This is a genomic window from Bartonella sp. AA168HLJHH, assembly GCF_042197365.1.
Lineage (GTDB): Bacteria > Pseudomonadota > Alphaproteobacteria > Rhizobiales > Rhizobiaceae > Bartonella.
The window spans coordinates 1-20,883 of sequence record NZ_JBHIRS010000014.1 but is presented as its reverse complement, the minus strand read 5'-3'; the positions used below and the strand labels follow the sequence as shown (position 1 = coordinate 20,883).

At 37.2% G+C, this 20,883-nt stretch carries 17 protein-coding genes and 1 pseudogene; 10 read left to right on the top strand and 8 right to left on the bottom strand.

Annotation, left to right across the window (positions count from 1 at the left end; translation table 11 throughout):
- Positions 1–105: 105 nt before the first annotated feature.
- The 4 genes from ACFINM_RS07755 to ACFINM_RS07740 form a co-directional block, all read right to left on the bottom strand.
- Positions 106–1,713: a YfjI family protein gene (locus ACFINM_RS07755; protein WP_375641021.1), complete on the bottom strand. Its 1,608-nt coding sequence runs from the start codon at positions 1,711–1,713 to the stop codon at positions 106–108.
- A gap of 12 nt (positions 1,714–1,725) precedes the next feature.
- Positions 1,726–2,625, bottom strand: a complete 900-nt coding sequence (locus ACFINM_RS07750) for a toprim domain-containing protein (RefSeq protein ID WP_375641020.1) — start codon at positions 2,623–2,625, stop codon at positions 1,726–1,728.
- Between the two features lie 99 nt (positions 2,626–2,724).
- Positions 2,725–2,925 carry an AlpA family transcriptional regulator gene (locus ACFINM_RS07745; protein WP_015856773.1) on the bottom strand — a complete coding sequence of 67 codons (201 nt, stop codon included), beginning with the start codon at positions 2,923–2,925 and terminating at the stop codon, positions 2,725–2,727.
- Positions 2,926–3,102: 177 nt separating this feature from the next.
- Positions 3,103–4,284 (bottom strand): tyrosine-type recombinase/integrase, encoded by a 1,182-nt coding sequence (locus ACFINM_RS07740; protein ID WP_375641019.1) that lies wholly within the window; start codon positions 4,282–4,284, stop codon positions 3,103–3,105.
- Between the two features lie 226 nt (positions 4,285–4,510).
- On the opposite strand from ACFINM_RS07740, the gene ACFINM_RS07735 reads away from it, so the two are divergent.
- Both ACFINM_RS07735 and ACFINM_RS07730 read left to right on the top strand, forming a co-directional pair.
- The gene (locus ACFINM_RS07735) at positions 4,511–4,891 is read left to right on the top strand and encodes a helix-turn-helix domain-containing protein (RefSeq protein ID WP_375612292.1); all 381 of its coding nucleotides are present in this window, start codon (positions 4,511–4,513) and stop codon (positions 4,889–4,891) included.
- A gap of 1,262 nt (positions 4,892–6,153) precedes the next feature.
- Positions 6,154–7,185: an aspartate-semialdehyde dehydrogenase gene (locus ACFINM_RS07730; protein ID WP_375613639.1), complete on the top strand. Its 1,032-nt coding sequence runs from the start codon at positions 6,154–6,156 to the stop codon at positions 7,183–7,185.
- Between the two features lie 284 nt (positions 7,186–7,469).
- On the opposite strand, the gene ACFINM_RS07725 is transcribed toward ACFINM_RS07730, so the two are convergent.
- Positions 7,470–8,108, bottom strand: coding sequence for an SH3 domain-containing protein (locus ACFINM_RS07725; protein WP_375621602.1), 639 nt, complete (start codon positions 8,106–8,108; stop codon positions 7,470–7,472).
- A gap of 504 nt (positions 8,109–8,612) precedes the next feature.
- Here ACFINM_RS07725 and ACFINM_RS07720 point away from each other — a divergent pair.
- From ACFINM_RS07720 to ACFINM_RS07705, 4 genes and pseudogenes are all read left to right on the top strand, one after another.
- On the top strand, positions 8,613–9,431 hold the full coding sequence (locus ACFINM_RS07720; RefSeq protein ID WP_375621601.1) for a MetQ/NlpA family ABC transporter substrate-binding protein: 819 nt from the start codon (positions 8,613–8,615) through the stop codon (positions 9,429–9,431).
- Positions 9,432–9,479: 48 nt separating this feature from the next.
- On the top strand, positions 9,480–10,514 hold the full coding sequence (locus tag ACFINM_RS07715; protein WP_375616331.1) for a methionine ABC transporter ATP-binding protein: 1,035 nt from the start codon (positions 9,480–9,482) through the stop codon (positions 10,512–10,514).
- On the top strand, positions 10,507–11,166 hold the full coding sequence (locus ACFINM_RS07710) for a methionine ABC transporter permease (protein WP_375609233.1): 660 nt from the start codon (positions 10,507–10,509) through the stop codon (positions 11,164–11,166). The genes ACFINM_RS07715 and ACFINM_RS07710 overlap by 8 nt, the downstream gene beginning before the upstream one ends.
- Before the next feature lie 441 nt (positions 11,167–11,607).
- Positions 11,608–11,906: pseudogene (locus ACFINM_RS07705) on the top strand (integrase); the annotation flags it as partial.
- Between the two features lie 171 nt (positions 11,907–12,077).
- Here the strand turns inward: ACFINM_RS07705 and ACFINM_RS07700 are convergent.
- Positions 12,078–12,557 carry a MaoC family dehydratase gene (locus ACFINM_RS07700; protein ID WP_375612287.1) on the bottom strand — a complete coding sequence of 160 codons (480 nt, stop codon included), beginning with the start codon at positions 12,555–12,557 and terminating at the stop codon, positions 12,078–12,080.
- A gap of 163 nt (positions 12,558–12,720) precedes the next feature.
- Here ACFINM_RS07700 and ACFINM_RS07695 point away from each other — a divergent pair, with 163 nt between their 5' ends.
- Positions 12,721–14,055 carry an NAD(P)H-dependent oxidoreductase gene (locus tag ACFINM_RS07695; protein WP_375641018.1) on the top strand — a complete coding sequence of 445 codons (1,335 nt, stop codon included), beginning with the start codon at positions 12,721–12,723 and terminating at the stop codon, positions 14,053–14,055.
- 809 nt (positions 14,056–14,864) lie between these two features.
- Here ACFINM_RS07695 and ACFINM_RS07690 read toward each other — a convergent pair.
- Complete coding sequence (locus tag ACFINM_RS07690) at positions 14,865–15,221, bottom strand: hypothetical protein (RefSeq protein WP_375612285.1); 357 nt, start codon at positions 15,219–15,221, stop codon at positions 14,865–14,867.
- A gap of 2,237 nt (positions 15,222–17,458) precedes the next feature.
- Between ACFINM_RS07690 and ACFINM_RS07685 the strand changes: the two genes are divergently transcribed.
- The 3 genes from ACFINM_RS07685 to ACFINM_RS07675 are packed head-to-tail and all read left to right on the top strand — an operon-like array spanning position 17,459 to position 20,228.
- Positions 17,459–18,202, top strand: coding sequence for a creatininase family protein (locus ACFINM_RS07685; RefSeq protein ID WP_375641017.1), 744 nt, complete (start codon positions 17,459–17,461; stop codon positions 18,200–18,202).
- A gap of 21 nt (positions 18,203–18,223) precedes the next feature.
- Positions 18,224–19,246 carry a CobW family GTP-binding protein gene (locus ACFINM_RS07680; RefSeq protein WP_375641016.1) on the top strand — a complete coding sequence of 341 codons (1,023 nt, stop codon included), beginning with the start codon at positions 18,224–18,226 and terminating at the stop codon, positions 19,244–19,246.
- Positions 19,247–19,256: 10 nt separating this feature from the next.
- Positions 19,257–20,228: a WD40 repeat domain-containing protein gene (locus ACFINM_RS07675; protein WP_375641015.1), complete on the top strand. Its 972-nt coding sequence runs from the start codon at positions 19,257–19,259 to the stop codon at positions 20,226–20,228.
- Here the strand turns inward: ACFINM_RS07675 and ACFINM_RS07670 are convergent.
- Positions 20,225–20,371: a hypothetical protein gene (locus tag ACFINM_RS07670; protein WP_375621594.1), complete on the bottom strand. Its 147-nt coding sequence runs from the start codon at positions 20,369–20,371 to the stop codon at positions 20,225–20,227. The two genes, ACFINM_RS07675 and ACFINM_RS07670, sit on opposite strands and share 4 nt — an antisense overlap.
- Positions 20,372–20,883: the final 512 nt, after the last annotated feature.

Below are 20,883 nucleotides of genomic sequence, written 5' to 3'. Positions count from 1 at the left end.
CCTCCAAAACCTCCAAAACCTCCAAAACCAATAGATGGGAAATGTTTTGAAGGTTTCATTTTATGAATACATAAGTTATATGTTTTATTGGAATTTAAAATTCATTCATTGAAATGTTTTATGACTTTTCACTAAAGGATGCCATTCATAGCGTATGGTAGGTCGACCGCCTTGGGAGTTATTGTCTCCAGAGATTTCACGAATATAATTGCAACGGCATAAAAGCTCTAAAGCTTGCTTCACAGCTTCATTGTCTTTTAAACATTTCCAATCACGTTTATAAACATCCCGTGCAGTAAAAACATCAGGTAAACAATCACAGCGCTTGACAAGCAAGTTTGCACTTTCTGTTGCTAATGTATCATGCGCCGCATAAAGACGTTTGGCATGACTTAACAGATATTTTTCCCAATACAAGGCTCTCTCAAGAGCATTTCTATTGATTTCAAAACGACCCCCTTCGGTCAATTCAAAAATCAACGCAAGGGTTGGTATGGTTTTATCCATTTTCAAAAGATACGATTGTAAATTTGTAGAGAAATGACCACTATTTATTTTTTTCTGAAAATTTTCCCACCATACACGAAACATTTCTTGAGCTTCAGCAGAAAAGCGTATGGTTATCGGATGCTTTGGTGAGCCTAACGGTTTATCATAAAGAGAACGAAAGACCCCTTGATAACTTTCCCACACCTTTTGATTGGAAGGTCTATCCGTCCATAACCGCTTTTTTCGTTCGTCGGGCCATACAATCATTTGAAATCGTTGCATGAAACCATCATCATTTATTCCATGGCACATGGCTTGAATAATGGGAATAATGCGTGAGGGTTGAATGCCCCCAATAATGGAAATGGTTGCATTGGGAATATGAATGGTTCCACGTTCAATACGGTCATAGGTGTATGACGTATTGCCATTAAAAGCTGTTAGATAAAAGGCACGGTCTGTTTGGTATTCCTTTCTTTCCATATTAGCTAAAAACCCAGCCAATTCATCTCGTACCATCAAGAGACCACGGGGGTTTTCTTTTAAGAGTTCCCCAAGCTTTTCGACAGTCACATCGTTGACAATAAGACGTCGTTTATCAAGAGTGTTATCATCACTTTCTTTGTGTTCAATAGATTGTGAAAGAAGGGCAAGGGCTTGTTCCTCATCTTGATCTTTGAGTGCTTTATAGGCTTGTTTTTTCTTTTCTCGTTTATCTAATTCAATAAGAATATCTTTCTTTTCTTGCTGTTCTTTCTTCTTTAACCATTCTTGATGCCATTCCTCTTGAAAGGCATAGAGAGGAGTTAAAGCGGCTTGCATGGTAGGTGTTTTGAGTGTTGAAGGTTGCCCCACAAGAGCACCCCAGAGATTAGGAACAATTTTCCAATTATTATCATGTTTTTTGGGAGCAATCCGCACGCCATTGCCAATCACAGCAGCCAAGCCACATAAAGCAGAGATAGCAATAAAATCGATAGAAGATTGTTGAAGATCGGCAACCTCATAAATATAGTCCATTAATGGCATTGGCAACTGTAATAAGCTAAAAGGCTCGACGGGTAAGAGAGCCGTAGCAATCGATTTTAATTGCCCCCAACCATTTTGTTGCAAGGCTTGTTCATAAGAAATGGCTTTTAAACAAGTATTTTCGTTTAAAGAGACATTATCGTTATCATTGACGGGAGTATTTTCATTATTGTTTTGTAAATTACTATTTTTCATAGTTTCCCTCTTTTAAGAAAGTAATACGTTATTAAAATCAGTTCCTTTTGGAGCTTGCATCATAAAGACCTCAAAGCCTTGGCTATAAGCACGCGCAGCGAGGTTAAAACCTGCTTTACGACCCGCATCATCACCGTCCATTGCAATGGTGAGACGGGCTTTTGTAGGGGGTAAATTCACACGCATCATGCCACTGGTTGAAAGAGAAGCCCATAAATCAACGGGCTCTGATAACAACCCAGACAGCAGAGACAGCCCCGTTTCAATGCCTTCACAAATAACCAGATGTTTGGGATTTTCTTGGCTTAAATGCACCCCACCACCCATTACAGATCCCAACATGGCTTTTGCTGGTCTTTGATCTGTTTTGCAGCCATTGGCTTGTAAAAAGGTTCTATGAATGGCGAAAGAGCCAGCGCCCTTAACAAGAGCAACCAACGCGGGCAGTGTAACCCCAGAGGGGTGCGGACATTTGCTATGAAAGCGTAAATCAGGAGGCAAATCACATGTAATACCCCGCATACGTAAATAGGTTTCTGCTAAAGTATTTTTGATTGGTTGGCTTTGTTGCCAAATTGCTTTTGCTCTCTCTGCTTTCTGTTTTGCTCGTTTGAGATCAGCACAAAACTGTTTTGAGAAAGAGAGTGTCTGATCATAAGCTTGTTTTCCAAGCAAGCCAATTCTAATAAGCGCTTGTATGATCTCTCTAAAAGAGCAGCCAGCATAACAATAGAGTAAAAGACGCCCATCATGTCCATTGGCAAGGGATAAGCTAGGCAGCCTATCATCATGAGCAGGGCAACGGGCTGTTCCATAACGCCCATGCCAAACTCCACGTAATGCACAAGTAATTTTTTGAGCTGTTGTATGCAATGCATAAGCATCGCTTGTTGTAGCATTTGTAAAATGCATAAAATCCCTTCCTGCTACTTGCATTACAGGACAGATTCTGTTATTTCGGGATTTGCGAAAGTCGAAATACTTTGTCTGTCCTATAAGGCGAAGTTTTCTTTAGGCGGCGTCGTTGCCACGTTGGTTTTTTGCCTTTTCGATTACATCGCAAAGGTCAGATTGTAACCAGCGCGCTAAGGAACCAATCTTTAAAGGCTTTGGTACCGAGCCATCAGCGACCCGCCGCCAAAGTGTTGAAACGCTTATATTAAGTAGTTTTGCACTCTCACGTACTGTGAGGAGTGGTCCGTTTGGAATCATGGAATCCCCTTTATATTAAATGATAGAATCACTGTTTATTAACTATATATAAATAGCAATTCGTAGCAAACTTTTCCAGCAAAAAAAACAATATCTTGTGATTTTTTATCAAGAGAAGCAATAATTTGTGATTGTATTATCCGTTATGGATAAAATAAGGAAAATGGAGACATAGAGCTATCCACAACTTTTATTGTTTTGATCAGTAACATAAGAAGCCCATCTATCCATAAAAATACGACGCTGTTCTAAATAGTCTGTGCGACGATAGGCACGCTCCACTTTTCCCCCAACCGTATGACCTAGAATGGTTTCAGCGACCTCATAAGGGGCATTGGTTGTTTCTGCGAGCCAATCACGTAAACTAGAGCGAAAACCATGCGGACAGGCTTCAAGTCCTGTTTTTTTCATGTATTGTAACATGCTGTTCTGTGCAAGGGGACCACGACCGGTTGCAGAAAAAAGAAACCCATTACGAGATAAAAGGCGTGCTTGTTTAATCACTTTTAGTGCTTCTGATGATAAAGGAACGCGGAATTCTTCTGTAGCATCGCGTCGTCCTTTCATACTTTCAGCAGGAATGGTCCATATATCCCCATCAATCTGATCTTTATGCATATAGCGCAAAGGACGTGTACGAACGCCTGTAAGAATAAGCAAACGCAAAGCCAGTTGTGTCATTGTTGTTGTTTTGCAGAGTGACTGATAAAAGGCAGGAACATCTTTCCAGTCCATTGCTGGTAAATTTTGTGCTTTATGGCGTTGTTTCCCTAAGAGAGCCCGTGCTTTTATCGTTGCTTGTAAATCAACATCCAGCCCCAAAGCAGCAGCATGTTTGAGACAAATATTAAGACGATTTATTGCTTTCTCTGCGGTTGCAGCTTTTGCATGCCAAATGGGAGCAAGAACATTGCGTATCTCTGTTTGTGTAATTTCTGAAATAGGAATACAGCCTAATTTGGGGAGAATATAAAGTTGTAAAGGTAGAAACCAATTCCCAGCCTTGCCATCTCCTTTTAATTCAGCTTTACGACTTTCAAAAGCATCTAAGGCAATGTCTTTTAGGTAATGGAGATTACTTATTGCCTCACGCTTTTGTTTCTCACGTTCTTTAATGGGATCACGCCCCTCATGCAAAACAGAACGCCATTGATTTGCTAATTCACGGGCTTTTTTTAAAGAAACATTTCGCAACGCACCCAAGCCCATTTCGCGGCGCCGACCATGAATGGTATAACGATAAAGCCATTGAGCACCACCATCTTTACGCTTATGGAGAAGCAAGCCGGCACCATCATTATATTTGCCAGCCCCCAATGTTGCGACAGCCCTTGCATTAAGACGATTCATAAGAACCATTTTTACTCCTTTCTTGTACAATTTTTACCCACACACCAGCCCCGCTTTTGACGTGCAAGCAAGTGATATTAATTGATTCAATCTGAGAGGGTTTGTGATGAGAAAATCTTACTATATTCGGAGTTATGATTCAAGTTGAAAAAGGATGATTTATTATTATAAATCAATGTGTTGCCAGACCCCGGAATACCAATGCGAGGGCGCTCGCAACCGGTGGGGACATCAAGTGAAAGCCAAAAATCTACATTTTTACGATATTTCTTTAGGCAAAAAAATTCGCTTCAGAAGAAACGTCATGGGGTTTTCTCAAAAACAATTAGGAAGTCATTTAGGCGTAACATTCCAACAAATCCAAAAGTATGAAAAAGGCTTAAATCGCGTAAGTGCAAGACGTTTACAGGAAATTGCTCATATATTAGATGTTCCCGTTTCCTTCTTTTATGCTGATGGCGCAAAAAAAGAAGAGAACCTCTATCATTGTGATGACAGAATAGCAAGCAAAGCAGAATATTTACTTTTAAAAAATTTCAGAATACTGACCCGCAAAAAACAAAGAGCAATTTTGCAGTTGATTTCTGATGAAAAAAATAACCCCTTATTTTCATAAGTTCATTGCAAAGATAATCAAAGTCCTTAATAATATTGACAAGAATTGTGACTGTCTCCCCACACTTCATGAGAATGAAAATGCTTAATCTAATCTGATTTGTAAATAATCCGAATTCTAACGAGTTTAACTTAGAAATAGTGCATTGATTTATAATGATAATCTAACGTTATTGATATTGAATAAGTGTTCCGAATATCGTAAAATTCTTTCATTTCAAACGTGTTCTATATTGAATCAATCAAAATCACTGTTGGCACATTACAAGCAAAGTTGGCGTGTGAGTAAAAACGTACAAAAAGGCATACCTCTTATTGAATCGTCTCACAAACCAAGAGCTGTAACGACATTGTGTGCTGAAAAAATGGATGATGGTGCTAACTTGCTCTTTTATTAAACGTAAATATGGGGGTGTTCAACGACTTTCCACTCATATGAGTTACTTAAAAAAGGCTCTCCAAACAAGCCTAAAAATATTCCCACACACTAAAAAAATACTTAAATATATTGAGAAAAATCAAAGATCTTATACCACCATACTCCAAATAATGATATTTTATAGCATAACAGGATTAAAGTAAAAATAAGAAATATAAATTAAAAATAGACACGAAAAACTATATTTATAACTTTCATAAGAATTTATCTATATATGGATACTTAAGTTTATCCTGTTGTGCCATAAATTCTATCATTTAAGGTATGAGGGCATGAAGCACGCATACCTCCTTAAAACATTCAAATGTTTTTTAGATACCCAATATCTTTTTAAATATTTTTAAGCCTGCTTGTTGAGCCTTTAGTTTAAGTAAAAAATGGGAAGCCACTAGAATCTAGCTGTTTACAGACTGTAATAGGAAGCTTCGCTTTTAAAGGCATAGGGAGAAAATCAAATAATTCAACAATTAACAGATAAAGTATAAAAAGATTCCACCAAAGCGATACGTAATACCATCTTTAAAAAATTCACAAAGTGAGAAGGTAAACAATTGACAGAAGATAAGAAATTCACTTAATTAAAGTGTTTTCTAAAGAGATAATAGCTTAGCGTAAAATATTCAATTTTTTCAATTCTGAAAGATTAAAAGAGACGTATCATTTGAAATAAAACAATTTATTGTGCTAACGATGATGATTGGTGTGCACAAAATTGAGTTGTTGAAAATCAAAAATATAATTTAATGATGTTCCTTGACCAACTCACTCTCTCCTGAGTATAGCACGGGGAATAAACGTGGAGAGACATGAGGAGTATATAGAAAATGAGTTATAAAGTTGCAATTGTCGGCGCAACCGGAAATGTTGGTCGTGAAATGCTTACAATTTTAGAAGAACGTGGTTTTCCTGCGCATGAAATTGTCCCTCTAGCATCACGACGCTCATTAGGACAAGAAGTTTCTTATGGAGATAAAACTTTAAAAGTAAAAGCACTGGATACTTACGATTTTTCTGACACAGATTTTTGTCTTATGTCTGCGGGAGGGAGCATTTCCAAAGAATACGCCCCTAAAATTGCTGCTGCCGGCTGTGTCGTCATCGATAATTCCTCCACGTGGCGCTATGATGCCAATGTTCCGTTGATAGTCCCTGAAGTCAATGGCGAAGCTATAAATGCCTTTTCTAAGCGTAATATTATAGCAAATCCTAATTGTTCAACAATTCAACTGGTCTTAGCTTTAAAACCTCTCCATGATGCTGCAATCATTAAACGTGTTGTTGTCTCTACATATCAGTCTGTTTCTGGAGCTGGTAAAGAAGGAATGGACGAACTTTTCGAACAATCACGTGCAGTTTTTGTTGCAGACCCAATTACATCAAAAAAATTCACTAAACGCATTGCCTTTAATGTCATTCCTCATATCGATGTTTTCATGGAAGATGGTTATACAAAAGAAGAATGGAAAATGACGGTTGAGACGAAGAAAATTCTCGATCCGAAAATTAAATTAACAGCCACTGCTGTTCGGGTCCCTGTCTTTATCGGTCATGCTGAAGCCGTCCATGTTGAATTTGAAAAACCACTAAGCGCATCTGAAGCACAAGCGCTCCTCCGCGATGCACCAGGCTGTCAGCTTATCGATAAACACGAAGATGGTGGTTATACCACACCTTATGAAGGTACCGGAGAAGATGATACCTTTATTAGCCGTGTTCGTGAAGATATCACCGTTGAAAATGGTTTAGCTTTCTGGGTTGTCGCCGATAATTTAAGAAAAGGAGCAGCATTGAATGCCGTTCAAATTGCTGAATTGCTCATTTCTCGTAATTTGATAAAGCCTAAGTCCGCAAATTAACGCCCTGTCCGAAAGGACAAAGAACCCCTAGCCGGTCTGTCAAAAGTCCGGCTTCTCTTCAGTATAACCTTCCCCAGCTGAAGGTTCATATCACCATCCTAAAGAACTGTAATCCAAGGTATTATCAAATTTTACTTTGAATATCCTTGAATGCCTCGCCACCTTAAGTTAAGCATTGCCGCCTTAATGACATTTTACGGTACAATAGGATCAGCAGCATGAAGCAAACAATGCTTATGCTGCTGATCCTTTTTGTCATTCCGGTTGTGAAATTAACTTTACCCTTATCGAGCAGGATAGGTCACGACACGGTAACGCGTTTCATTACGTTCAAAATTTTTGTAATTGACATTATCAGGAAAGGAGGGATTATAAGCACTCACGTGCTTTACAGAAACGCCTTGTGCTGTTTGCGACGGATTTAAAATTGTTCGTTCATCCCTTTTTTTAACACCTGTAGAATCGATAATCATATCTGTTCTGTATAGTTTTTGCATATTTTTCCGTGTTTTTTGAATCGCCGGAAGAGCTTTAAAGTCGGAAACAGCCTGTTTTACTTTTTCTTTTGGCGATTTTACCATAGATTTTGATTTTGCTGGCATCTTTTTAAAAGCAATGGTAGGAACATTGTTAACATTGACGTAACGTGCAGATGCCCAACCAACTTTTCCATGATAACCAAGAGAACACCAAGTTTTATTGGATAGGCAGCCATAAATTTGCACTTTTGCTCCCATTGGAACCATTGCGATAACTTTATAAGCTGTCGCAGGGCCTGTGCGTAAAGATACCTGACCTGATGCAACACGAGCAACTGTTCCTGTAATGGTTCCAGCTTGTGCGTGAAAAGCAGTCACAGCCACCCCTGACGCTCCTAAAGTCCATAAAGTCATCATTGTTGATAAAAATTTCTTTCTTAACATTATTTTTCTTCCTCTCTTAAAACGTATGAAGGGCAAAAATTCGCCGTTGCAAAAATTTGCCGCGTTTAAATCCAATGATCAGCAACCTTTATTCCCCCCAAAAACCCACAACATTGCAACAAAATTTCTCTTTATCGCCTACACGAACACGGCCTTTTGATCTTGATTGCGCAGTATGTTCTTCATGAATTTACGGCTAAAGCATCATCTGATTGTCCGGTTCTTCAACCAATTGTCCCTTACAGAAGTTTTTAAAGGGGCATTGGTTCCCTCAACAAATGATTGCAATAAAAGAATTGATTGCCTAAATTTCAAAGATTTTCTGAGAATGAATGATGATCAGCCCCCAAAACAACTAAAATAGAAGGAAAAATAATACTCTTTAAAAAATAAAAGTGATTGAATATTCTCTAAAGCTTGTATAACTTTAAATCTGCCTAAAAAGATACAGAGTATATTGAAACTTCGCTCAAAAAATTTCTCGAAAAAGAAAGTTAAAAGCATATGACATTAAAATTTTTTTCTCGTAGTCGGATTATAGGATTATTCCTCTCTCTCTTTGCACTTTTTTTGTCTACTGCTTTTTCCATGGCCGCAGACAAAACAAAAATCAAACTTGGTATTATGGAAGGGCGGGATGCAATTATTTGGAAAACTGCTGCTGAACAGGCTAAAAAAGCCGGTTTAGATATTGAACTCGTTTATTTTTCTGATTATGCTTTGCCTAATGATGCTGTTAACGCAGGAGAGATCGATGCGAATGCTTTTCAGCACGCCCCTTATCTTAATGAACAAATGAAACAACGTGGCTATAAACTTTCAATTGTCGGCTATACATTTATTGCTCCAATTGGTGTTTATTCACACAAAATAAAAGACTTAAAAGATCTCCGTGATGGTGCACATGTCGGTATTCCGAACGACCCATCTAATGGTGGAAGAGCCTTACTTCTTCTCAATTCTTTAGGTCTCATTAAGTTAAAAGATCCTCATAATATTCTTGCATCTCCACTTGATATTATCGAAAATCCTAAAAACCTGCAAATTCGTGAGCTCGATGCTGGTATGTTAGGGCGTGCAATCGACGATTTTGACCTTGCAATTATAAACACAAATTGGGCTATTGTTTCGGGATTAAGCTTCGAAAACGATGTGGTCGCATGGGAGAGCGCAAAAAATAATCCTTATGATAATATCATCGTTGTACGCACGAGCGAAAAAGATGAACCATGGGTTAAAAAATTAGTTGCTGCCTACAATAACGATCTTATCCGTGCAAAAATCAAAGAGATTTTTGGCAAAACTGCCCAAACATCTTGGTAATGGTGCCAAATATCTTGGTAATTGTGCCAAATATCCCGGTAATTGTGAATGGAAAAACCTATTCTTATCTCCTTAAAAAACATCAGCCGTTGTTTTAACAAAACGGCTGGTGTTCCGGTAATTAATAATCTCTCTTTAAATATCCACGCTGGTGAAATCCTTGGCATTATTGGGCGCAGTGGAGCAGGAAAATCAACACTTATCCGCTGTTTAAATGGGTTAGAGAAGATTGATGCAGGATCCATTTTTTTTGAAGGCGTTGATATTTCTAATCTATCAGAGATAGAATGGGCGCCTTACCGTCAACGAATTGGAATGATTTTTCAACATTTCAATCTTCTCTCATCGCAAAATATTCTTGATAACATTGCATTGCCGCTTAAATTAAGTGGTGTAAGTAAAAAACAACGCCACAAACGTGCCCTTGAACTGATTGAATTGGTTGGGTTATCTGGGAAAGAATATTGCTATCCAGCACAATTGTCCGGGGGACAAAAACAACGCGTTGGCATTGCACGCGCTCTTGCTGCTAATCCTAAAATATTATTATCAGATGAAGCCACTTCTGCTCTTGACCCTGAAACAACACAATCTATTCTAGAGCTCCTTGCTGATATTAACAAACACCTCAATCTCACGATTGTGCTCATCACCCATGAAATGGAAGTTGTGCGCACCATAGCGCATCGCGTTGTTGTTCTTAATCAGGGGAACATTGTAGAAGAAGGACGTGTGAAAGACATCTTTACATCACCGCAAGACGATACAACCATAGCCATGCTCAAGCTTGTAACCCCGCAACTTCCTGAAAAATTTGCGAAAAATCTCAAACCAACCGGGCAAGAAGCTGTCATTGAAATTAATATTGCCGGTGAAATTGCCCAGCAACCTTTTCTTCATCTTCTAGAAAATGAGAGTGGTTTAAAAGCACGTATTTTGCATGGTGGCATTGATACAGTTCAAGATGAAACCATCGGGCGACTCTTCTTGGCTCTTCCTGGAGAAGATAAAGAAGCTTTAGAAAAAGCTGTTCAATGGTTAACGAAAAAAGGACGATATTGTGAGGTCTTAGGCTATGTTTAATGTTCTGTCTCATGAACTTCCCCAAGCTGTTATTGATACAATATTGATGACACTTAGTGCTTCTGTTATGGCATTTATTATAGGGCTTCCCCTTGGTCTTCTTCTTCACACAACAGCACGCGGAGGGATTTTTTCCTCATCTCTCATCAATCGCCCTTTAAGCATGATCATTGACAGTATTCGTGCCATTCCCTTTATCATTCTTGCATTTTATCTTCTTCCCGTTACGCGTATCGTTGTAGGAAGAGGGATAGGAATGCCTGCTGTAATTTTTATACTGACCATTTCAGCTATCCCTTTTTATGCTCGCATGGCGGAACTCTCTTTTAAAACCGTTGAAAACGGTCTCATTGAAGCGATCCGCTCGATGGGTGCAAGTCGTCTTCAAATTATCAGACATGTTCTTATTCCTGAAGCTCTCCCTAGCCTGATTACAGGTTTTACAGTCATGGTCATTTCTCTTATAGGAGCCACCTCACTTGCTGGATATCTTGGTGGAGGCGGTTTAGGGGATATGGCAATCCGCTATGGCTACCAACGCTACAATACCTTCATCATGACCATCGTCATCATCCTTTTGATCGTGCTTAATATTACAACCCAATGGACTTCTGATAAAATCGTACAAAAACTTGATAAAACAAAACATTAAAAGACTTAGAATTTCACAAGCCAATACCATCATCCTCTTTGCCACTTTCCAAGTGCACCAACCCTTGCCTATCGAAAACACTCATAAGAGATTAGAAACTTTTTTCTTAAACAGTTTTTATCTCTCCCCATCCGTTTGTAACATGAAAGAAAATAGTTTTAATGGCTTTAATATAAAAGGGGATAAAATAAGAGATCTCACAGTATGTGAAACTCTCTTTAAATTAAGACATTGGTCACGACCTTTCCCAACCTTAGATAACACATTGAATTTATAATGATAATATGGCGTTATTCATATTGAATGAGAACTCTGAATACCGTAAGATCCTCTCATTCCCACTTTGTTCCATATAGAATCAACCAAAACCTCTTGCTTGCACGTTAAAAGCGGAAAGAGCCGTGTGAGTAAAACTATACAAGAAAGAAAGGCATGCCTCTTATGAATTATCTCAAGCGCCAAGACCTGTCTTAACATTGGCGGCTAGCATATAATATGATGGTGCCGATTTTCTTCTTCACAAGCATAAAGATAGGGGTGCTCAATGGCTTTATCGTTATACTATTCACAGGCGCCATTGCGAAATGGGTGTGACGAGCGTTGAGAGATGTTGCTTTAAAATAAACCCGTGAATTGGCAACGCAAGTATATTCCATTTGAAGCGTTCTGTTTTACGTGATGGGTATGATCCCATTAAAGAACGCTATAAACAAAAGCGTGAAGCAATGCACTATCTTCATTAGGAAACTCCTCTTCAAAACGATCTAGGAAAGATAGCAACCCGCTATGGCTATCAACGCTATGATAGCTCCACCATATCTATCATCCTATAGATTATTCTCAATATCATCATTGAAGAAACTTCTAATAGAATTGTATAAAAATTTTATAAAATAAAGCACTCAAATAATCTAGATATTGGAAGGTTTTTCTTCCACAACAGCAACAATAAGCCATTGAGCTGTAAGAGCTGGTTTTTTTAACTTTTCAATTTCCACCGTAACCCCATAATGGAAAACCACTCGACCAGAAGGACGAATTTCTGCGTCGTCTAACACAAAACGCGCACGTATCCGTACCCCTGTTTTCACAGGACTCATGAAGCGTACTTTATCGAAACCATAATTAATCCCCATTGTGCTCCCTTCCAACTCTGGAAGAGCTTCATAAGCGAGCGTAGACAAAAGCGATAATGTTAAAAAACCATGAGCAATCGTGCCGCCAAAAGGTGTCTTTTTAGCCTTTTCCTCATCAACGTGTATCCATTGATGATCATCTGTAGCACATGCAAACTGATTAATCATATCCTGTGTAACAAGACGCCACTCCGATAATCCCACTTCTTTCCCAATAAAACTGGTGACATCTTGTACTGTTATTTTTTGCTGCATAACGCTATTCCTATTTTATTTGATAAAAGAAACCACCCCTCTTGCTTTTATAAAATCCATTGATTAGAGCATCAAGAATAAAAGATTAATTGTCTTAAAAACAAATGCACCTTATGAATGAGAAAAGTTCTTTAGCAGAATAGTTTTCAAATAGGAAAAAAGAATGGCAAGCAATGTGAACCTAACAGGTTTAGCGCATGATTTGAAACAACGTGCAGAAAAGCACCCCCCCATCCGTATTGGACTGATTGGTTGTGGTGAAATGGGCACAGATTTATTATCAAGTATTGCGCATATGGATGGTATAACAGTCGCTGCTGTAGCCACGAGGACACCGTCACGTATTTTTGATGCCGCTACACTAGCCTATGGCGAAGGTGGACATGTCTGTGAAGTTGAAAATACTTATGCTCTCACCCAAAGTATTGAAAAAAATTTAATTGCAGCAACAGATGATATTAACCTTGTTTTGCGCCATGAACAAATTGATATTATCGTTGATGCAACAGGCTATCCCGAAGCAGGAGCAGAGATTGGTATCAAAGCGCTTGAGAATAACAAACATCTTGTCATGATGAATGTTGAAGCAGATGTTACAATTGGCGCTTATCTCAAACATGAAGCAGAAAAACGAGGGCTCATTTATACACTTGGTGCCGGCGATGAACCTACTTCTTGTATGGAACTCATAGAATTTGTTTCAGCCCTTGGACATAAGATTGTTGCAGCGGGTAAAGGAAAAAATAATCCTCTGCGCTTTGATGCTACACCTGACGCTTACGAAGAAGAAGCATTCCGGCGTAATATGAATGTGCGCATGTTGGTTGAATTTATTGATGGTTCCAAAACGATGGTTGAAATGGCAGCCATTGCCAATGCCACCGGCCTTCTCCCCGATTGTCCAGGAATGCATGGACCACGAGCAGCGCTACAAGATTTAAACAAAGTGCTTATTCCAAAACAAGATGGAGGCATTTTACAACAATATGGTGTTGTAGATTATTCAATAGGTCAAGGTGTTTCACCTGGTGTCTTTGTCATTGCCGAAATAGCACACCCACGTTTACGCGAACGTATGGAAGATTTAAAAATTGGCCAGGGACCTTACTTCACCTTTCATCGCCCCTATCATTTAACAGCAATGGAAGTTCCCCTCACCTGCGCACGTATTATGCTTTATGGCAAAAAAGATATGGTCCCTCTTAGCCATCCCGTAGTAGAAGTCTGTGCTGTTGCTAAAAAAGATTTACATCCAGGTGATCAGCTAGACTTTATCGGTCTTTATACTTATCGTGCTTGGATAATGAACATTTCAGAAGCACGCGCTCACCACGCCATTCCTTGTGGTCTTTTAGAAAAAGCAACAGTAACAGCTGCAATTAAAAAAAACGAACTCATTACAGTACATAATACTGCTATTCGTGAAGATCAATGGATTGCACGTCTTCGTGCTAAACAAGACCTTTTACTTCATTGCCCTTCTTCCACTAAGCTATAAATACTCCTGAATTACCTTACTTAACAGTATCCTTCCCTTAGGCAACAGAATAACCCAGAATACACTTCTATCGCAAATACAGGTTTATGTTTTAATAAAAGCATTTTCCAACGATGCACATCACCACTTCCCTCTCACAATATGTCCCGTAAATGCGACAATATAAACCACTCCATGAGATGACATAAGATTCATTGTGTATCACTATCTTTACTCTATGAAAATACAAACCAGCACCATCATTTATTTTCCAATACTACAACGTCCTTGAACCTTAGAGATAATTAATGAGAAGAATTTTTAGTCTTTTTTTTAATAATTTTATCCATACACGAACGCAACTTGTTATACGTAAAAAATACTTCTGATGGATTTAACATAAACAAATTTAAAATGATAAATAATAATTTCTCATTTTTCTTATTGCATGAGAGCCATGGATATAGGGATATTTTTTATTTTATCCCCTTATGAAAGATAAAAAAATTTAAAAAGGATAAAATATACCTTTGATGAATAATCTTCATATGAGAAAAGGTAGACAATATTAAAAGACTGATAAAGATAGTAAGTATACTAGCCTTATTACTAGAAAATAATCATAAACTGTAAAAAAAAATCAGGTTACGCTAATTTGTAAAAAACAACATAAATGTAGGATCTTGAACTTTAATAATGTTAATAAAAGCTACATTTAGTATTAAGAGTAGTGATTTTATTATCTAGTATAGTATAAATAATAAAATATTTATTTTTTAAAAATAATGAAGTGAACAAAAAAATCCTCGACTCTGTTGATGAGCTTCCTACTAAAGTGTACTAAATATTGCAAAAAGAGTTACAACAGTACCTAATACATCCCCAATACATAAAGAAGCAAGAAGTGATAAAATACTTATTCCCCCCCAAAAGGCTGAACCTGAAAAGGCAGCAGCTTTTTCAGGTTTCCCTAAAGCAATAACATCTTGTTCCTCAACGCCTTGAATAACAACTCTATCCACAGCTTTAATAGCTACATTTTTTTCTAGTGTAGGAATAGTAATTGCCATTCTCTCTTGAACTTTATTTTTTACAAAACTTGCATTTCCCTCTATAGTTTGTATAAAAAAAAGAATAAATAGTGTAAAAGTAAATGAACATACACGATTTTTAAATATTTTAAACATAGCTTTCTTTGCTCCTCTTTTTCTTCACTGAAAAAATGAAAGAATATTCACATATATAAAAACCAAAAATTATATTTAATCATTTATATAATTGCACATAATAAAATATTATATGTAATTTTGTTATTATAATATAACACATTATGTATTACATGTAAATATAAAAAACAATAAATGATAAAAATAATTTATTCCTTTTACGCAATAATAACTCAAGATACCAACAGTAATATTTTGTCATTTTTATTGCTATAATTAAAAATAATAATAATTTGTTAAATTTCTTATTATAATAAATATTACGAAACAAATTCATTTAAAAAATTATATAATAGAGCTTTTATAAATAATTTAAAATGTAATTAATTTTAAAGAACTATAAAATTTAAAACTGCCAATATAATGATATATGATTGTCTATTATTTCAATAAATATAAAAATGAAATTGGTATCAAATAAAAACTTGATCTAAAACAAATCTATCCTAATAAAACAAATTTAAATAGTGTACTATTTTTCTATAAAACAGGTATAAAGTGTAAAAAAGCAATTAAGATCTCTATCTTCAAATGGAAGAGACGTTAATAAAATGATTCTCAACTTTTACTGATATATAAAGAAAAAAATATCGCATAGCATCTTCAAAGAGGTAACTCAGCCCCCTTTATCTCATACAGCATAAAGAACTCAAAATATTGACTTTCAAACCTAACAAAACAAACGCATAAAATAAGTAAATCTATCAGATTTACAAAAACACTATAAGCAATACTAGAATACCAACAAACTACCTAAAACCAGATAAAAAGAGAGTCATGAAAAATGAAATGATCCCCAAAATATTGAAAAAAATTTTCTTTCTTAATTTTTATAAAAGTTATTCCATATTTTTCGTCAATATTGTAGAGCGCAGCCTTATTTATATTTACTCTGTATTAGTAAAAAATAATTCTCTTTGAAATAAATTTTTGGCAATATTCACATAACTGTCTGCTATTTGTGAAAAATGAATAATAATAAAGAATTAATCAAATGCTTGAAAGAAAAGGAATAGAGAAACTTACTAAAAAATTGCATTTTTAAAATACCAACTTAAGTAGCGCATTGAAAAAATAACGCCATAAAACTGATATTGAATGATAAATTTATCAACCGATCACTTTAATCGCAAAATATTAATCTATAATAATAATTTATTGTTTTGCCTGTTGAATGAGAAAGCTGACGATTATAAAACTCTCTTATATTTTAACTCTGTTTATATTGAATCAATCAAAATTCTTCACTTTCAAATCACAAATGAGATCGATGTGTGTATAAACACACTTGAAGAAAGGAAAATATCACTTATGAGGTATCATAACTATCAAGCGCTGTTAACACAGTATTGAAAACTGGCAAAGTGAATGATGGTGTCCCTTTTTACTTTAAAAGTGTAAATATGGTGGAACACAATAGATTTTATATTATAAGGCTTTACCGTTATACTATTCACGGGCGCCGTTGCAAAATAGGCTTGGATACTTTGAGAAATGTTTCTTTAAAACAAAAGCGTCAATGTGCAACACAATGGCGTTCTGTTTATCATGTATCCAATGGTGTTTCTTGTATCCAACGGTGTTTCTTACTGAATCATCTTATAAACTGCTCTATGAGATTACAAATTCATCTTACGTGAATTCTTCCCTTTATATTTATTTTTTCTCATGAACACTAAAATCTGTTAAGACACTATCCAAAATAAAATCAATCAACAAACATTTCTATTCTTTTGTAATATACAGATACTTGAATTAAGAATTTAGAACACCTGATTGCAACTAAAGTCTGTACTATCGCAATAATAGAAATACTTTGATTATCATCGCTCCATAATAAAAGAAGAATATGTAACTTACAGGAAAAATTACATTTTCAATAAATAATGAAAAATATTTTTCATTATTTGATGTATAAGTATTTAATATGTATGAATATTTACTTATTAAAAATGAGAATATGAATCAGAAATACTTACAAAAGATAATTATCTTGAGAAATATTGCCTCATATTACAGAAAAGTTGCGTTGGCTTTGCTCAATAAAAGCTTCTCTATTTTTAACAAAGCTCTCATTTTTATGCATCCATATGTGATGTAAAAAGACGCCTATTTGCGTTTCTCTTATAGATAGATTAAATAGTGACAGCACCTTCGATCACTTTGTCTCTTTTGACTTCTCTTTTGGGCATTAATTTATGGTATCTAACCCACCTTTTCTCGCTCTTTTACCTTTGGGTGCACATGAATATCACGGAGAGCACCTTCCTTTCGAAACCGACTGGATTATTGCTGAAGCTTTTGCAAAAGCCCTCACTTTACAAACAAAAGAGCAGTTTCATATCGCACTTTTACCGGTTGAAAAGATTGGCTATTCTATAGAACATATGGATGTTACAGGCACGCAAACCCTTACCTTTTCTGATGCGATTAAGCGATGGATAAAGATTGGTGAAAACTGTTATCACAAAGGGATCAACCGTCTTCTTCTTCTCAATGCTCACGGAGGAAATTCACCTTTAATGAGCATCGTTATCACCGAATTACGAAGGCGCCTTTCGATGCTCGCTGTAGCAACAAGCTGGAGCCGTTTTGGTTTACCACAAGGTCTCATGGAGCCATCTCAACAACATCTTGATATCCATGGAGGCTTTATCGAAACCTCTCTCATGCTCTATTTAGCACCAGAAAAAGTCCATATGGAAAAGGCAGAAAATTTTCATAATAAACAAGCGGATATGATTGCCAATTATCGGTATTTACGTGCTTATGGTCCTCATGCCTTTGGTTGGACAATGAAAGATCTAAATACGCAAGGTGCGGCAGGAAATGCAAGCAAAGCAACACCACAAGCCGGTGAAGCAATCTTTTCTCATGTTCTGTCTCAGCTTCATGATTTACTTGATGATATCAATCGATTTAACATAAACACATGGCAATAAAGAACAATAAAAGGTCTCTCCATGGAAATGATACACCCCAAAAAACTTCCCGTTACGGTTCTCACAGGCTATCTTGGTGCTGGAAAAACCACCCTTCTCAACCGCATTCTCAGTGAAAATCATGGCAAACGTTATGCCGTCATTGTCAATGAATTTGGTGAAATTGGTATTGATAATGACCTGATTATTGAATCAGACGAAGAAATTTATGAAATGAATAATGGCTGTGTTTGCTGCACCGTACGTGGTGATCTCATTCGCATTTTAGAAAGTCTGATGCAACGTTCTCATCGATTTGATGCGATCATTATAGAAACGACAGGGCTTGCTGATCCCGTTCCCGTAGCACAGACCTTTTTCATGGATGATACTATCCATGAAAAAACAGCTCTCGACAGTGTCATAGCAGTCGTTGATGCAAAGCATTTTCCCTCTCAATTAAAAACAAGTCGTGAAGCTGAAGACCAAATTGCTTTCGCGGATATTATTCTTTTAAATAAGATTGATCTTGTCACCCAACAAGAACGCAGCCATGCTGAATCCCTTATTCTGGCCATTAATCCCAGAGCCATAATTTACGCAACAGAGCGCGTTAACATCCCTGTTGATAAACTCCTCGATCGTAGTTCCTTTGATCTCCAACGCACTTTAGATAATGATCCCCATTTTCTTGACCATCATCACGCAGATCATGTATGTGGTCCCGATTGTAATCATGATCATGACCATCATCACGCATCCACCATTCATGATATTACCATCACTTCTGTAAGTTTAAAAACAGATGCTCTGCAACCAGAAAAGTTTTTCCCTTGGATCCAGCAGGTTACACAGCAACAAGGACCTGATATCTTGCGTCTTAAAGGCATTATCGCCTTTCAAGGAGACGATGATCGTTACGTCATTCAAGGGATACATATGCTTCTTGAAGGACAACATCAACGCCCATGGCGTGAAGATGAAAAACGAGAAAGCCGCCTTGTCTTTATAGGACGCTCTCTTGATGCTGAAAAATTAAAAACTGGTTTTGAAAATTGCGCATAAGTGAGTGATAATGCCAAACATTACCCATTATGATCTCAAAAGTTACTGCCTTTCCTGCGGTTTTATAGGCAATAAACCAGCCTTTGTTTCCGTAGAAGGTTTCATTGTTTTTTTTAATCCAACCCCACAAATCGTTGAAGTTCACCAAGGAATAATTTCAAGCCATTTTTCCCATGACAATACCGCGATCATCACCGGTGGAGAAGATGGAAAAGTCTGTCAAACAACCGCAGCAGATCACACGGAAGTGTTAAGCCAAAAAGAACGCAAATGGATAAACAACGTTGCTTTTGGTCCACAAAAAGCTTTTGCTTTTTCCTCCTCACGCCTCGCATTTGCGCATATTGGAAAAGAACGACAAGAGCTCACACATGAACGCAGTGTAGAAGACCTTGCTTTTGCCCCAAAAGGTTTGCGACTTGCCGTTGCCCATTACAATGGTGTGACTCTTCATTGGTTATCAACGCAAATATCTCCCACCACATTAGTATGGAAAGGAGCTCATTGTGGTGTCACCTTTTCACCAGACAACCGCTATGTCATTTCCACCATGCAAGAAAACGCCTTACACGGTTGGCGTCTCACTGATAATCAACATTTACGGATGAGTGGCTACCCAAGCAAAGTCAAAAGCTGGTCTTGGAGCGCAAAAGGAAAATGGCTAGCAACATCAGGTGCCTCTGCCGCAATTGTTTGGCCCTTTCATACAAAAGATGGCCCCATGGGAAAAACACCTCTAGAACTAGGCACACGAGCAAATGCGCTTGTTAGCACCGTTTCATGCCACCCAAACAAAGAAATTGTAGCAATAGGCTTCAATGATGGAATGATTTTAGCGGCACAATTCCATGATGGAAAAGAAGTCCTTCTAAAAGGTTATGGGAAAAGTGCTATCTCAGCACTTAACTGGGATCAAGCAGGGCAAAACCTCTCCTTCGGTAGCGAAAATGGTGAATGTGGTATAATCAATATCACTGATTAAATTACACCAACAAACGCAATCATCGCCGATAAAAAATGCCCACACAATACTCCAGAAATCTTATCCCCTTGCATCTCCAGAGCTCTCAGAAATCCTATCTCCCTAATCTCCCCCCAAAAATCTCCTAAAATCTTCGTAATCATTAAATCTTCCCTCTTCCTTTTCTCCCCCCTTTAGACAAGAAAATACCTTAAACATGTTTTTTGACCTTTTAACATTGCTACCCCCATACAAGAATAAAAACATCACCCTCAAGACCGCCCCCCCCCATCTCCTTATAAACATCTATATAGGCTACATACTTCCACAAAAGCATTTTTCTTAAAAATTTGGCAAAAAATAGCTGATATCATCATTAAAACAACGATTTATTCCTACGATCAGAAGAAGGGAATTCAACACTATTTTCCTAAATAAAAAATTTTTTGATTTCCCCCTCTAAAGAGCAAAGTTTCCTACGAGCAGCCTTCCACACTTTAGTTTCTTGCCTAGAAAATTCTATCTAATAATCATTTCATGGAGCTTCTATTACCGCCCTCTGTTCCGGTATCACCTTCTTCTACAGATTCTGTTGTTCTTCCTTCTGTCCCTGTTGAACCAAAGCCTTCTCAGTCCTCTGAACCTTTAGATCCTTCATCTAATCTCTCTATACCGC

Bases quoted from the DNA above. Each gene is read 5' to 3' on its own strand.
- ACFINM_RS07755 (WP_375641021.1), bottom strand. From the start codon at position 1,713: ATGAAAAATAGTAATTTACAAAACAATAATGAAAATACTCCCGTCAAT.
- ACFINM_RS07750 (WP_375641020.1), bottom strand. From the start codon at position 2,625: ATGCATTTTACAAATGCTACAACAAGCGATGCTTATGCATTGCATACA.
- ACFINM_RS07745 (WP_015856773.1), bottom strand. From the start codon at position 2,925: ATGATTCCAAACGGACCACTCCTCACAGTACGTGAGAGTGCAAAACTA.
- ACFINM_RS07740 (WP_375641019.1), bottom strand. From the start codon at position 4,284: ATGGTTCTTATGAATCGTCTTAATGCAAGGGCTGTCGCAACATTGGGG.
- ACFINM_RS07730 (WP_375613639.1), top strand. From the start codon at position 6,154: ATGAGTTATAAAGTTGCAATTGTCGGCGCAACCGGAAATGTTGGTCGT.
- ACFINM_RS07725 (WP_375621602.1), bottom strand. From the start codon at position 8,108: ATGTTAAGAAAGAAATTTTTATCAACAATGATGACTTTATGGACTTTA.
- ACFINM_RS07720 (WP_375621601.1), top strand. From the start codon at position 8,613: ATGACATTAAAATTTTTTTCTCGTAGTCGGATTATAGGATTATTCCTC.
- ACFINM_RS07715 (WP_375616331.1), top strand. From the start codon at position 9,480: ATGGAAAAACCTATTCTTATCTCCTTAAAAAACATCAGCCGTTGTTTT.
- ACFINM_RS07710 (WP_375609233.1), top strand. From the start codon at position 10,507: ATGTTTAATGTTCTGTCTCATGAACTTCCCCAAGCTGTTATTGATACA.
- ACFINM_RS07700 (WP_375612287.1), bottom strand. From the start codon at position 12,557: ATGCAGCAAAAAATAACAGTACAAGATGTCACCAGTTTTATTGGGAAA.
- ACFINM_RS07695 (WP_375641018.1), top strand. From the start codon at position 12,721: ATGGCAAGCAATGTGAACCTAACAGGTTTAGCGCATGATTTGAAACAA.
- ACFINM_RS07690 (WP_375612285.1), bottom strand. From the start codon at position 15,221: ATGTTTAAAATATTTAAAAATCGTGTATGTTCATTTACTTTTACACTA.
- ACFINM_RS07685 (WP_375641017.1), top strand. From the start codon at position 17,459: ATGGTATCTAACCCACCTTTTCTCGCTCTTTTACCTTTGGGTGCACAT.
- ACFINM_RS07680 (WP_375641016.1), top strand. From the start codon at position 18,224: ATGGAAATGATACACCCCAAAAAACTTCCCGTTACGGTTCTCACAGGC.
- ACFINM_RS07675 (WP_375641015.1), top strand. From the start codon at position 19,257: ATGCCAAACATTACCCATTATGATCTCAAAAGTTACTGCCTTTCCTGC.
- ACFINM_RS07670 (WP_375621594.1), bottom strand. From the start codon at position 20,371: ATGATTACGAAGATTTTAGGAGATTTTTGGGGGGAGATTAGGGAGATA.